The sequence below is a fragment of the Marichromatium purpuratum 984 genome (assembly GCF_000224005.2).
GTDB classification, from domain to species: Bacteria; Pseudomonadota; Gammaproteobacteria; order Chromatiales; family Chromatiaceae; genus Marichromatium; species Marichromatium purpuratum.
Genome location: NZ_CP007031.1, coordinates 1,791,962 through 1,806,371 on the forward strand (window position 1 = coordinate 1,791,962; position 14,410 = coordinate 1,806,371).

Sequence of the window (14,410 nt, forward strand, 5' to 3'; positions counted from 1 at the left end):
ATCTCAGTCCCGTCGGGCGGCTGCGATCGCCCGAGCATGCTCGATCAATGTCTGCTCGACACGCTGGTTGACGCTGCCCTCGGGGTAGTGGCCCTCGCCGTCGCGTTCCCCGGCGGGGGTGCCGGTGAGCAGGGCGATGGCCGCGTCGATGTCCGCGACGGCGTGGACGTGGAACTCGCCGGCGGCGACCGCCGCGACCAGCTCGCTCGAGAGCATCAGCGTCCTGACGTTGGCCGTCGGGATCAACACCCCCTGCTCGCCGTCGAGCCCTCGCGCCCGACACAGCGCGAAGAAGCCCTCGATCTTCTCGTTCACCCCGCCGATGGCCTGGATGGCGCCGTGCTGATCGATCGCGCCGGTGATCGCCAGCGATTGGCGCAGCGCCAGCCCGGAGAGCGCCGAGAGCAGGGCGCAGAGTTCGGCGGCCGAGGCGCTGTCGCCGTCGACCGGCCCGTGGGACTGCTCGAACACCAGGCTGGCGGCGAGCGAGAGCGGCTGGTGTCGGGCATAGCGCCCGGCGAGGAAGCCCGAGAGGATCAGCACGCCCTTGGAGTGGAGCGGCCCGCCGAGCGCGACCTCGCGCTCGATGTCGATCAGCTCGCCCTCGCCGGCGCGCGCGCTGGCGCTGATCCGCACCGGGTGGCCGAAGCCGCTGGCGCCGAGTTCGACCACCGCCAGGCCGTTGACCTGGCCCGGCAGGCGCCCGGTGGTGGCGATGCGCAGGGTGTCCTCGAGGATCGCCTCCTGGATGCGGCGGCTGATGCGATCGCAGCGGCGCCGACGCGCGGCGAGCGCCCGCTCGACGTCCTCGGCCTCGACCCGCTCGGTGCCGCGGACCCCGGCATGATGATCGGCCTCGTGGACCAGGTCGGCGAGCACGCGCATCTGGCCGCTGAGGTGTTCGCGATCGCCGGCGAGCCGGGCGCTGTGCTCGATCACCCGGGCGACCGCGGCACTGCTGAAGTGGCGCAGCCGCGAGTCCCGGACCCAGGTGGCGACCAGTCGCGCCAGGGCGTGTTCGTGTTCGGGGTCGCGCGGCAACCGCTCCTCGAACTCGGCGCTGACCTTGAACAACTCCTCGAACTCCGGGTCGGCCTCGGCGAGCAGGGCATAGAGCATGTGCTCGCCGAGCAACACCACCTTGACCCGGAGCGGGATCGGTTCGGGTTCCAACGAGACGGTGGTCAGCGGGCCGTTGCCGTCCTCGGGCGAGTCGAAGCGGATCTCGTCATTGTGCAGCGCGCGCTTGAGCGTCTCCCAGGCGAGGGGCTGGGCGAGCAGCTTGCGCGCCTCGATCACCAGATAGCCGCCGTTGGCGCGATGCAGCGCGCCGGGGCGGATCATGGTGAAGTCGGTCTCGAGCGCGCCGAGTACGGCGCGGTGCTCGATGCGCCCGACCAGCTCGCGGGGGCTGGGCAGGTCGCACTGCACCACCGGCGCGCCGCCATCGTCTTGGTGCGAGAGCAGCGGATTGACCCGGTAGCGATGCATCCAGGGCGTGCCGTCCTGGGGGCTTTGCGGCTCCTCGTCGGTGACGAGGAACTGGTCGAAGTGCGCGATCACGTCGTCCTCGACCGCATGCAGATAGGCCAGGGTGTCGGGTTGGCCGTGGTGACGGCGCTCGATCTCCTCGAAGAGATGACGCACTGCGCCGCGCGCCTGATCGCTGTTGAGTCGGTCGATCTCCTCCTCGGAATGGCGCTTCCAGCGCGCCACTTGATCCATCACCGCGTGCAACGCCTCGCGCAGCTGCTCGATCTCGGTCTCGATGCTTGCGCGCTGCTCGGGTTCGAGCGCGGCGAAGGCCTCGGGCGCCATCGCCTTGCCTTCTTGCAGTGGCGCCAGACTCAGGCCCTCCTGGGTGCGCAGCAGCGCCACGCCACGCGCTCGGGCGCGCTGCCCGATCTTCTCGAAGGCCCGCTCCCGACGTTGTTCGAGACCGTGTTCGATGGCGCGGGCGCGGTTGCGGTAGTCGTCGCTCTCGAAGGCGCGTCGCAGCGCCCGTTGCAGGTCCCTCACCAGCCGCTCCATGTCGCGGGCCAGTCCGGGGCCCTGACCCGGTGGCAGGCGCAGCGCCCTGGGGTGGTGTGGATGGCTGAAGTCGTGCACATAACACCAGTCGTCCGGGAGCGGGTCGCGTCGAGCGCGCCGTCGCAGCGCATCGAGCACCAGCGCCGACTTGCCGCTGCCGGCCGGACCGATGGCAAAGAGGTTGTAGCCGCGATGACGGATATCGATGGCCAGGCCGATCGCCTCGAGCGCACGATCCTGACCGATGAAACCTGTCAGCGGTTGCAGTTCGGCGGTGGTGGTGAACGCCAGTCGCTCGGGATCGCAGCAGAGCCGCAGCGCGGTGGCAGGCAGGGCGGTCATGATCTCTGCTCCTCGTCGTTGGTACCCAGCCGCAGTCCGCTGACGCGCCTGACGCGGCGACGCAGCGCGGCCTCGAGCACCCGGGGGTGCTGATGGATCAGGGTGAAGCGCTCGCGGGCACGGGTGATGCCGGTATAGATCAGCTCGCGGGTGAGCACCGGGGTGGGGTGATCGGGCAGGGCGAGTGCGGTATGGGTGAACTCCGAGCCCTGGGACTTGTGCACCGTCATTGCAAACACCGTCTCCACCGCCTGCAACCGGCTCGGCAACACCCAGCGGATGGCGTCGTCGCCGTCGGGGTGCGGGAAGGCGACGCGCAGCACCCGACGGTGTCCGCCATCGGCGTCACGCAGCGGCGTCTCCAGAGCGATGCCGATGTCGCCGTTCATCAGTCGCAGCCCGTAGTCGTTGCGAGTGATCAGCACCGGTCGCCCGGCGAACCAGGCGTGATCGGTGCCGTCGAGCAGCCCGGCGCGGGTGAGCCAGTCGCCGATCCTGGCGTTGAGTCCGGCCACGCCCCAGGGACCGTGGCGCAGCGCGGCGAGGAGCTGGAACTCGCCGTGGGCGGCGAGCACGGCGCGTGCCCAGTCGTCGATCTCGGTGTTGTCGGCAGCCGCGGTCGGGGCCTGCTCACGCATCCGGCGGAGATAGCCGCGGTAGCCGGAGACCACCAGGTTGATCAGCGCGGGATCGTCGGGGGTCCGGACCGCCAGCTCGGCGATCACCCCGAGCGCTTCTTGCTGGGGTGCGCCGAAGAGCGCCTGGACCTCGGCGCGGGTGGGCGCGGGCTCGGTGTTGATGCGTTGGGCCAGCGCGCCGATCCCGCCCTCGGCGCGGAAGCGATAGCTGTGTCTGAGCATGGCGATGGCCTGGTCGAGCGGCGTGCCGGCATCGTCGAGGGTCTCGGGCGGGAGTGACTGACCACAGGCGGCGCCGACCCAGGTGGCGGTCGCCTCGGTGTAGTGTCCGGCGCTGGCGCGGCGGCAGAGATCGCCGAGCACCGCCCCGGCCTCGACCGAGGCGAGCTGGTCCTTGTCGCCGAGCAGCACCAGCGCGGTCTCGGGGCGCAGCGCCTCGATCAGCGCGGCCATCAGCTCGACATCGACCATCGATGCCTCGTCGACCACCACCAGGTCGGCATCGAGCGGGTTGCGGGCGTGGTGGCGGAAGGCGCGACTGTCGGGGATCGGGCCGAGCAGCCGGTGCAGGGTCGAGACCGCGGTGGGGATGGTCGCACGCAGCGATTCGGCCACCGGCAGATCGGCCACCCGAGGGGCGATCGAGGCATTGAGTCGGGCGGCGGCCTTGCCGGTGGGCGCGGCCAGACGGATGCGCAGCGGCGCCCGGTCGGCGGCGAGCGCGAGCCCCTGGAGCAGTGCGAGCAGACGCACCACGGTGGTGGTCTTGCCGGTGCCGGGACCGCCGGTGATCACCGCGAAGGGACTGCGCGCGGCGAGCACGCAGGCGATCTGCTGCCAGGGATCGCCATGCTCGGCGGGGAAGAGATCGGCGAGCAGCGGGCGCAGCCGTGCCGGGTCGAGAGGCTGGGGGCGCGCCAGACGCTGCGCGATGCCCTGTTCGATGATCCGCTCGTAGCGCCAGTAGCGGCGCAGATAGAGCAGTGGGCGGCGGGGCGTGCCGGCGAGCACCAGTGGCGCGCAGCCGTCGTCGCCGCTGTTGGCGAGATCGCAGACTGCGCTGCTGGCGCCGAGTCGTGCCGCCCAGGCGGCGGGGTCGAGTCCGGCGAGTCGGGCGGTGAGCGCGTCGTGGACGCCGGGTTCGGGCGGGCGCTCGGTGTCGCTGGCGAGCAGGGTCTCGGGGTGGGCGAGCGCATCGCCGAGGTCGAGACAGACATGGCCGTGACCATTGCGCTCGCTGACCAGGGCGACGGCGAGCAGCACCGCCGGGTCCTGCTCGGCGGCCTCGCGTTGGACGAAGCGGGCGAGTGCGAGATCGAGCGCGCGCAGTACACCCTGCTCGACCCACAGGGCCAGCTCGTCGAAGAGCGTCCGGGCCGTCTCGTTCATGTCATTCATGCCGCCACCTCCCGCTCGCCGGCGAAGAGCCGGTCGAGCGCCTCGACGAAGGCCAGCGGCGGACGGTCGAGATGGAGCCCCTGGGAGCCGGCACCGGCGCCGCGCAGGAAGGCGTAGATGGCGCCGCCGAGGTGATGCTCGGGGGTGTAGTCGGGCAGGCGTGCGCGCAGCAGACGATGGAGTGCAAGCAGATAGAGCGCGTACTGCAAATCGTAGCGGGCGGCGAGCACCGCCTCGCGCATCGCCGTCTGAGCGTAGGCGGCATCGTCCGGGCCGAGCCAGTTGGACTTCCAGTCGAGCAGGTAGAAGCGTCCCTGGTGCTCGAAGACCAAGTCGATGAAGCCCTTGAGCATGCCCTCGAGGCGCTGGCGCTCGAGTGCCGGGCGCGGCGCGCCGGGGGCGATGTAGCGGCGCACCAGGGCATCGAGCGCGGCGGTGTCGACCGCACGGGTCTGGATCCAGAACTCGAGTTCGACCTGGATGTGCTCGGGGTCGAGTGCGGCGAGCCGGAGATCGGCGCCGTCGATCGCGGCGAGTGACCAGGTGCGTGTGAGATAGCCGGCGAGCCACTGATCGAGTGTGTCGATCCAGGCGCTCAGCCCGCGTCTGTTGCAGCGGCGCGCGATGGTCTCGCGGCGCAGCGCGGTGGCGGCGAGCGCGGCGCGGTAGCCACGCAGGGTCGCGCCCTCGGGGTCGCGCCACTCCAGGGCCGCGGCCCATTCGAGCAGGCCGTGGAGGAAGGTGCCGTAGCGACTGCCGTGCGGGAAGGCGTGCAGCCCGGTGAGGCGCATCGGCTCGACCGCTGCCGCCGTCGGGGCCTTGGCCAGCGCCTCCTCGAAGGCGGTCTCCTGGGCGGCGGTCTCGCGCTCGCCCGGCGTGTCGTCAGGCTCCTCGCTGGCGCTGTGGCGGGCGAGCGCCGAGTAACTGGTGATCCACCAGGGGCGTGGTGGCCGGTGTGGTGGTGGCCGGGCGCTGTCGAGCGGCGCCTCTGCCGCGGTCTGCGCGAGTGGCGTGGTCGCTCTCGGCTCGTCGAGCGTGGTGAGTGCCGGCCAGTGCGCGAGTCTCTCTCGGAGCGCGGACGGTTCGTCGATCCCGAGCAGATGACCGAGCGCGGTGACCGGCAGTTCCTTGGTGGCGCCGAGTCCGAGCCAGAGCGCATCGCGTGCCCGGGTGAGGGCGACATAGAGCTTGCGCAGGTCCTCGCCGAGGCGCTCGCCATCGGCCTGCTCGACCAGCGTCGGCGCGGTGTGGAGATGGAGCCGCAGTCGGCCCTCGGCATCATGGGTCTTGAGCGGGAGGTCGTCGCTACGTACCTGACGGGTGGTGGCGGCGAAGGGGACGAACACCAACGGATACTCCAGCCCCTTGGATTTGTGGATGGTGATCACCTGCACCAGGTCGGCGTCGCTCTCCAGGCGCAGCTGCTGGGTCTCGGCGTCTTCGCCGCTCTCGCCCTGGATACGCGCCTCGAGCACGCGCACCAGGGCCTGCTCGCCGTCGAGTTGCTGGCTGGCGCGGGCGAGCAGCTCGCCGAGATGGAGCAGGTCGGTGAGCGCACGCTCACCATCGGCGCGGGCGAGCAGCCGGGGTGCGATGGCGAAGTCGGCGATGACGCGATAGAGCAGCGGCAGCACCCCCTGGGTGCGCCACAGCTGGTGATAGCGTCTGAGCCGTTCGCCGCAGTCGTCCCAGTAGAGTTCGTCGTGGTTGAGCCGGTCGAGCTGGTCGAGCGGCAGGCCGATGAGGTCGCAGGCCAGCGCCTGGCGCATCAGCCGTTCGTCGAAGGGATCGGCGACGGCGCGCAGCAGCAGGAGCAGGTCGTGGGCCTGGCGGCTCTGGTAGACGCTGTTGCGCTCGGAGAGATAGACGCTCGCCACACCGAGCTGGTGCAGTTCGGCGCGGACCTGTGCGGCCTCCTGATGGCGATTGACCAGGACCGCGATGTCGCCGGCGCGCAACGGGCGGTGTCCGCCCCGTCCATCGGGGAGGGTGGCACGTCCGCTGGCACCCTGTTCGAGCAGCGAGACGATGGTACGCGCGGTGCAGGCGGCCATCCGCCGGGCATAGTCCCCCTTGCCGAGCGGTTTGCCCTCATCGCCCTCGAGCACCCAGGCCTGGAGCACCGGGGCGGGTTCGCCGTCGATGCTGAGACGGTCGTCCTCGGCGCGGCACGGATTGGGCGAGACGGCGAGGAAGGGGACCGGGTCGGCGGTCTCGTCGCGGAACAGGAAGGCGCCGCCGGGGCGTTGCTCGGCCTGGGTGAAGAGCGCGTTGATGCCCTCGATCAGCGCCGGGCAGGAGCGATAGTTGGTGTCGAGGCTGTAGTGCCGGGGTGCGGTGGCGGCGCGGGCGTGCAGATAGGTGTGGATGTCGGCGCCGCGGAAGGCATAGATCGACTGCTTGGGGTCGCCGATCATGAACAGCCCGGTCTCGGGGGCGTTCTCCTCGGGGCGGTAGACGGTGGCGAAGATGCGGTACTGCAGCGGGTCGGTGTCCTGGAACTCGTCGACCAGGGCGAAGGGAAACTGACGGCGGATGGTGGCGGCCAGGCGCGCGCCCTGCGGGCCCTGCAGCGCTCGGTCGAGTCGTTCAAGCAGATCGTGCTGGGTGAGCAGGGCGCGCGCGCGCTTCTCCTCCTCGATGCGTTCGGCAACCTGGTGCAGGGCGTGGGCGAGCAGCGGCGGTTGGAGTTCCGGGAGGTCGGCGAGCTGCTCGAAGAGCGTCTCGAGTGCACGGCAGGCGGGATGATTGACGGGTGGAGCGCCATCCTTCCAGATCTCGGCGACGGCCCGCGAGGACATGCGCTGCCAGGAGCGGCTGTCGGCCTTCAGTGCAGGGTGTTCGGCCTCGGGGTCGAGGATCCAGTCGCGCAGTCGCGCGATGACCTCGCTGCGGTGCTTGCTGTTGAGCTGGCGCTGGTTGAACGCCTTGCGCGCGGCGGCTTCCTCGAAGAGGGTCTCGAGCTGGGCGCACCAATCCTGCTCCGACCACGCCTGTTTGAGCGTCTCGATCCGTCGGCGACGCGTCTCGAGCACGTCGGCGATGATCGTCTCGGGCGGTTGTTCGGGCGCCCTCGGGGCGTGCTCGCGCAGCCCGAGCAGTCGGGCGAATCGCTGTTCGAGCGCGAGCGGGGACGACCAGTGCACGTGGACCCGGGCGAGGGTGGCGCGATCGAGTCCGCCGTAGCAGCTGCGCCAATAGTCCTCGACGGCCTGACGCAGCAGCGGCGCGGCATCGTTCTCCAGTTCCAGCTCGAACATGTTGCCGCTGTCGAAGGCGTGCTCGCGCAGCATTCGGTGACACCAGGCATGGATGGTCGAGATCGCCGCCTCGTCCATCCACTCGGCGGCCTGTTCGAGATGACGGGCGCAGAGGTTGGGGTCGGTGTGCGCGCTCATCTCCGTACGCAGCCGGGCGAGCAGCGGATCGTCGATGTCCGTCTCCGGACAGCGAAAGGCGGCGGCGGCCTCGACCAGTCGGGCGCGGATGCGCCCGCGCAACTCGTCGGTGGCGGCATTGGTGAAGGTCACCACCAGGATCTCGGGTGGCTGCAGTCGGGTGCGCGCGCCGAGTGCGACACCGTGACCGAGCACCAGACGGAGATAGAGCATCGCCAGGGTGAAGGTCTTGCCGGTGCCGGCGCTGGCCTCGATCAGACGGGCGCCGCAGAGCGGGATGGCGAGGGGGTCGAGACGATTGGGTTCAGCTGTCATCCCAGGTGGCCTGGTCGGGGTTCTTGATGTCGGTGTGCAGGTCGGTATAGAGCCGCTCGGCCCAGTCGGTGAACTCGGGGTGTTGCTGGAGGCTTGAGGCGTCGGGGTAGCAGCGAGCGAGATAACCGCTGTGCTCCAGGGCCGCGGTGAAGGACGGTTCGAGGTCCGGGGCGTCGTCGCGGCGTCCGAGCCAGGCGATGCCGGTCTCCAGGGTCGCTGGCAGCGGCGCGCGCATCCCCGCCCACCAGGCCGCGAGCAGTCGTTGGAGACGGGTACGCGAGAGTTCGGGATCGAGCGGGCGCAGGTGCAGCCGACCCGCCGGGGTGAGCACCCAGGTGGCGACCGGCTCACCGGTGAGCTGGGCGGCGAGATGGTGCAACCAATGCTCGACGATCTGGTGCCAGCGGTAGTGCTTGTCCTTGACGATGCTGCTGGCGCTGAGCCGGAGCTGGATGCGTGTGTCCTGGTGCTCGGCGCCGAGCCGGGGGGCGAGCTGGTCCTCGAGCCGCAGCGCCACATCGCCGTCGGTGCGGTGTTCGAGGCTGAGCGGTGAGGGGTGCCCGAGATCGCGCGGATACTCGCGACGCAGTGTCTGCCAGCGCTGGTGCAGCGGCAGCAGTCGCTCGCCGATGCTGGCGGCGAGCAGCTCACCCTGGGCGCCCGCGGGCAGTTCGCCACGGGCCTGCAGCCGTTCGAGCGCGGCCTCCAGCCGGGGGGCGAGTGCGAGTTCGACGTCGGCGGGATCGAACAGCTCGGTGATCAGCTGCTCGCTGAGCTGCCAGTTGAGCAGGCCGTCGAGGGCGAAGGTCTCGACATCGGCCGGGCGCTCGCTGGCGCGCGGGCGGTCGACCTGGAGACGCTGACGGAACAGCGCATCGACCGGGGCGCGGAGGAACTGGGCGAGTCGACGCAGGTCGAGCGGTCCTTCCGGGCTCCAGGGGGGGAGATCGCTGTCGTCGTCGGTGCCGGGTGTGTCGTGGATTGCGCGCCATTCGCTGGCATAGGTGAACAGCCGGGGGTCGCGCCCGGGGCGGAAGTAGGCGCGACTGAAGGGCTGCAGCGGGTGCTCGGTGGTCAGCGCGGCGAGTAGCGTCTGACCGTCGCCGTCGGGGTTGGCGCAGCGCCAACCGGCGGCGAGATGGTCGCGCAGCTGACCGACCAGCACCGAGGGCGTCTTGGGGGTGTTGTCGCGGATGTCGCGCCCGATCCAGCTGATCGACAGCCGTTCTCGCGCCGAGAGCAACGCCTCGAGGAAGAGATAGCGGTCGTCCTCGCGGCGCGAGCGATCGCCCGGGCGGTAGTCGTCGGCCATCAGGTCGAAGTCGGGGGGGCGATGGTTGCGCGGATAGTCGCCGTCGTTCATCCCCAGCAGCCAGATCTGGCGGAAGGGGATGGCGCGCATCGGCATCAGCGTGGCGAAGTTGATCGCGCCGCCGAGAAAGCGCTGGGTGAGGCTGGGTGCGTCGAGCCCGCGCAGCAGGGTGTCGCGCAGCACCTCCAGCGGCAGGGGCTCGGCGCCGGCGTCGGCCTGACGACAGTCCTCGTCCCATTGCTCGAGGGTCTCGCGTACGCGCGCCAGGGCCAGCTCGTCGCTCTCGCCGCAGGGGCTGAAACAATCCTCGAGCAGTTGCTCGATGGTCGTGACCCAGTCGCCCGGGGTGCGCGGCTGGTCGAGTCGTTCCCAGTAACGCTCCAGGGTCTCCAGGAGATCGATCAGCGGGCCGAGCAGTGTCGCCTCCAGGCCGCCGACCTCGGCGTGCGGCTCGATCCCGCGCCAGGCACCGGTCGCGCCGGCGGCGAAGCCGAGCAGCATCCGCCGCAGCCCGAAGCGCCAGGTGTTGCGCTCGGCCGCGGCGGGCAGTCCGAGGTGTTCGCGCTGGCGCCCGTCGAGTCCCCAGCGCACGTTGGCGCCGATGATCCAGCTGCGCAGCCGGGGCAGCTCGCCCTCGGTGAGACCGAAGCGCGCGCGCAGCGCGGCGATGTCGAGCAGATCGAGCAACTCGGTGACGGTGAAGCGCGCTCGCGGCAGGTCGAGCAGCGTGGTGAGCCCGATCAGCAGCGGATTGCGGTGGCGCTCGCCCTGGTCGGCGATGTGGAAGGGCAGATGGCGCGGATCCCGGCGCGGGATGCGGCCGAACACCGCAGCGATGTGCGGCGCATAGAGATCGATGTCGGGGACCATCACCAGGATCTCGCGCGGGGCGAGTGGGCGGCCCTCGGCCTCGGCGGTGACGAAGGCGGCGAGCAGCTGGTCGTGGAGGATCTCGACCTCACGCTGGGCGCTGTGGGCGATGGTGAAGCCCAGGCTGTGGTCGTCGGTGGGATCGATCGCCGTGTTCTGCTGCTGGCGCTCGCCGAGCGGTCGCAGCTCGAGGATATCGTCCTGGAGCTGGGCGAGCAGATGGTGCTCGGTGGCGGACTCGAACAGGTCGATGTCGAGCGACTGCTGGCGGAACACGCCTTCATAGTGCTCGCGCCGGTCGTGCTCGTCGAGCAGACGGATGTAGTCGCGCCCCTGTCGACCCCAGGCGGCAAGCAGTGGGTGACCGTGGAGATGGAGGGCGGTCTCGTCGACGTCCTCGGGGACCTTGCGCGCGTGGTTGCGTCCATAGGCGCGGGCGAAGAGTGCGCGACCCTCGATGATGTCGCCCCAGTAGTGTCGGCTGGGATTGTGGACGAAGAGCATCACCTGACTGTGGGCGGCGATGCCCTCGAGTACCTCGAGGGTCTGGCGCGGTAGCGAGGAGATGCCGAAGACGATCACCCGCCGCGGCAGCCGGGCCATGGCGGCGTCCTCGACCGTGGCGAGGAAGCGACGGTGGATCTCGGCGCGGCTGGCCTGGTCGAGCGGGTCGTCGGTGGTCGTCCCGGCGAGGTCCTGGTGGAGCAGTCGCCACAGCAGCGGTTGCCAGCGCTGGTCCTCGGGCACGGGCTGTTGTGCGCCGTCGGCGCGGATCAGGACGTCCTTGCCGCGTCCCCAGGCCTCGAGCCAGTCGGCGCGATAGACCTGGTACTGGTCGAAGAGGTCGGCGAGTCGTTCTGCGAGTTGATGGCGTCGGCGTGCGCGCTCCTCGCCGTGCATGAAGGCGTGTAGGGGCGCGAGCACCGGATCGGCGGGGCGTTGCAGCAGCTCGCCGAGCAGACGATGGATGCGCCAGGTGAGTGGCGCCTTGTCATAGGGGGAGCTTGGCGGCAATGCGCCGAGCACACCGCGGTAGGCTTCCCAGACGAAGCGTCCCGGCAGCATCACCCGCAGCGCGGCGGAGATGCCGCAGCCGCCACCGAGTTCGCCCCCCGACGGTTCGGCGAGGGCGAGTTTGATCCACTGGGCGATGCCGTTGCTCTGCACCAGTACCACCTCGTCCTCGAGCGGGTGGAGTGGGTAGCGTGCCACCCAGGTGGTCAGCAGGTCGCGCAGTGACTCCAGCCGGTTGCCCTGGATCAGCATGAACCCGGTGGGCCAGTCCCCAGATCTCGTCACCCCGTGCGACTCCTCTCGTGTATCCACTCGCCCTCGTCGGGCTTCGATGTTCCCGTCCCATCGTGCATCAGGAGCCGGGGGCGATCAATCCGCCGCTGCCGAGTCGCCGTGATCGCGATGGGACGATGACCGACCGGGATGTCGTGGCAATCACGAAAAACTTTTCACACGATCGTTTGACAAGCTAGTTTTTGGGGTGATAGCGTCATTGCTGAATCGCAATCAGGCAGGCGCAGGCTTCCGGCTGAACATCAGGGAAGCGGTTCTCAACACCATCGGAGTTACAGGAACGTATGTCCGAGCCAGTCGTTGATCTCTACGAGCAGGACCTCGAGCCGAGAGCGGCCAACCACGAGTCGCTCAGTCCGCTGAACTTCATCGAGCGCACCGCGGCGATCTATCCTCGCAAACTGGCCATGGTGCATGGCACGATCAGGCGTGACTGGGCCGAGACCTATCGTCGCTGTCGCCAGCTCGCCAGTGCGCTCGAACGACGCGGGATCGGCCGCGGTGACACCGTCTCCATCGTCGCCCCCAATATTCCGGCACACTTCGAGGCGCATTTCGGCGTGCCCATGACCGGAGCGGTGCTCAACTCCATCAACACCCGACTCGATGCCCCGGCGATCGCCTTCATCCTCGAGCACGCCGAGGCGAGTGCGGTGCTGGTCGACTGCGAGTGCGCCGAGGTCGTCGGTCGGGCGCTGGCGCGCATTGAGCGCGAGATCCTGGTGATCGACATCGCCGACCCGGACTTCACCGATGCCCAGGCGCCGATCGGCGAGATCGACTACGAGTCCTTCCTCGCCGAGGGCGATTCCGACCATCAGTGGTCGGTGCCCGATGACGAGTGGCGGGCGATCACCCTCAACTACACCTCGGGCACCACGGGTGATCCCAAGGGCGTGGTCTATCACCATCGCGGGGCCTATCTCGGTGCGATCAACAACGTGCTGAGCTGGGGACTGCCCAACCATGCGGTCTATCTCTGGACCCTGCCGATGTTTCACTGCAACGGCTGGTGCTTCCCCTGGACCATGGCGGCGATGGCCGGGGTCAATGTCTGTCTGCGTCATGTACGGGCACACACCATCGTCGAAACCATTGCCCGCGAGGGCGTGACCCATCTGTGCGGTGCGCCGATCGTGCTGAAGATGATCAACGAGGTGCCGACCGAGGCGAAGGCCGCGATCACCCAGTCGGTGCGGGTGATGACCGCCGGTGCGCCGCCACCCTCGTCGGTGATCGCCGGGATGGAGGCGATGGGCTTCGAGGTCACCCATGTCTACGGATTGACCGAGACCTATGGTCCCTGTGTGGCCTGCGCCTGGAACGATGAGTGGGACGAGCTGGCGCTGGATGAGCGGGCACGGCTCAAGGCGCGTCAGGGGGTACGGATGCCGATGCAGGCGGCGATCATGGTCGCCGACCCCGCCACCCTGCAGCCGATCCGTCAGGACGGCGTGACCCTGGGCGAGATCATGATCCGTGGCAACCTGGTGATGAAGGGGTATCTGAAGAACCCGGAGACCACCCGACGCGCCTTCGATCGCGGCTGGTTCCACAGTGGCGATCTCGCCGTCTGGCACCCGGACGGTTATGTCGAGATCAAGGACCGCTCCAAGGACATCATCATCTCGGGTGGCGAGAACATCTCCTCGATCGAGGTCGAGGAGGTGCTCTTCGGCCATCCGCTGGTGCAGGACGTCGCCGTGGTCGCCAAGCGCGACGAGAAGTGGGGTGAGGTGCCCTGCGCCTTCATCACCCTGGTCGCCGACGTCGAGCTCAGCGAGCAGGCGGTGATCGACTATTGCCGCGCCCGCATGGCCCATTTCAAGGCGCCCAAGCATGTGGTCTTCGCCACCCTGCCACGCACCCCCACCGGCAAGCTGCAGAAGTATCTCCTGCGCCAGTGGGCGAACGATGCCCAGAGCGAGGTCGCGACGGCCTGAGCGCCGTGTCGACCGAGATCGCGCTACGGAGAGAGACGAGACGACGACCGTCGTCGTACCGGCCCCTGTCGATGACTGGGGCCCGAGGAGGAGCGTCATGAAGATACTGGTCCCGATCAAGCGGGTCATCGACTACAACGTCAGGGTCAGGGTCAAGTCCGATCACTCGGACGTCGACCTGGCCAACGTCAAGATGGCCATCAATCCCTTCTGCGAGATTGCCGTCGAGGCGGCCGTCCGGTTGCGCGAGGACGGCAAGGCCGATGAGGTGGTGGCCGTCTCGGTCGGTCCCAAGGCGGTGCAGGAACAGCTGCGGACCGCGTTGGCGATGGGGGCCGATCGCGCCATCTGGATCGAGACGGCCGAGGACGCCGATCTCGGCCCGCTGGGGATCGCCCAGTTGCTCGCGGCGCTGGTGCGCGAGGAGCAGCCGGGACTGGTGCTGCTCGGCAAGCAGTCGATCGACGGTGACAACAACCAGGTCGGGCAGATGCTCGCCGGTCTGCTCGGTTATCCCCAGGGCACCTTCGTCTCCGGACTCGAGGTGGTGGACGAGGGCATCGAGGTCGTCCGCGAGGTCGACGGTGGTCTGCAGACCCTGGCGTTGCGACTGCCGGCGGTGATCACCACCGACCTGCGACTCAACACCCCGCGTTTCATCCGTGCCCCCGACATCATGAAGTCCCGGCGCAAACCGATCGCGCACACCGGGGCCGAACAGCTCGGGGTCTCTCCGGCAGCGGGGCCACGCCTGCTGGCGGTACATCCGCCCGAGCCGCGCGCCGGCGGGATCCGGGTCGAGTCGGTCGGCGAGCTGCTCGAGCGGCTGCGACAGGCACAGGTGATCTGAATGGA

At 69.5% G+C, this 14,410-nt stretch carries 6 protein-coding genes; 2 read left to right on the plus strand and 4 right to left on the minus strand.

From position 1 onward, the window contains the following. Nucleotides 1-3: 3 nt before the first annotated feature. The 4 genes from MARPU_RS08095 to recC are packed head-to-tail and all read right to left on the minus strand — an operon-like array spanning nucleotide 4 to nucleotide 11,603. Complete coding sequence (locus tag MARPU_RS08095; RefSeq protein WP_005223902.1) at nucleotides 4-2,373, minus strand: Lon protease family protein; 2,370 nt, start codon at nucleotides 2,371-2,373, stop codon at nucleotides 4-6. Beyond that, nucleotides 2,370-4,409, minus strand: coding sequence for an exodeoxyribonuclease V subunit alpha (recD, locus tag MARPU_RS08100; protein ID WP_005223903.1), 2,040 nt, complete (start codon nucleotides 4,407-4,409; stop codon nucleotides 2,370-2,372). The genes MARPU_RS08095 and recD overlap by 4 nt, the downstream gene beginning before the upstream one ends. Then, a complete protein-coding gene (gene recB, locus MARPU_RS08105; RefSeq protein ID WP_005223904.1) occupies nucleotides 4,406-8,122 on the minus strand; it encodes an exodeoxyribonuclease V subunit beta in 3,717 nt (1,238 codons plus the stop codon). Before recB ends, recD begins: the two co-directional genes overlap by 4 nt. Continuing rightward, a complete protein-coding gene (gene recC, locus MARPU_RS08110) occupies nucleotides 8,112-11,603 on the minus strand; it encodes an exodeoxyribonuclease V subunit gamma (protein WP_005223905.1) in 3,492 nt (1,163 codons plus the stop codon). Before recC ends, recB begins: the two co-directional genes overlap by 11 nt. A gap of 293 nt (nucleotides 11,604-11,896) precedes the next feature. On the opposite strand from recC, the gene MARPU_RS08115 reads away from it, so the two are divergent. Both MARPU_RS08115 and MARPU_RS08120 read left to right on the plus strand, forming a co-directional pair. Then, a complete protein-coding gene (locus tag MARPU_RS08115) occupies nucleotides 11,897-13,555 on the plus strand; it encodes an acyl-CoA synthetase (RefSeq protein WP_005223906.1) in 1,659 nt (552 codons plus the stop codon). Nucleotides 13,556-13,652: 97 nt separating this feature from the next. Continuing rightward, nucleotides 13,653-14,405, plus strand: a complete 753-nt coding sequence (locus tag MARPU_RS08120) for an electron transfer flavoprotein subunit beta/FixA family protein (protein WP_005223907.1) — start codon at nucleotides 13,653-13,655, stop codon at nucleotides 14,403-14,405. The last annotated feature ends 5 nt before the right edge of the window (nucleotides 14,406-14,410 follow it).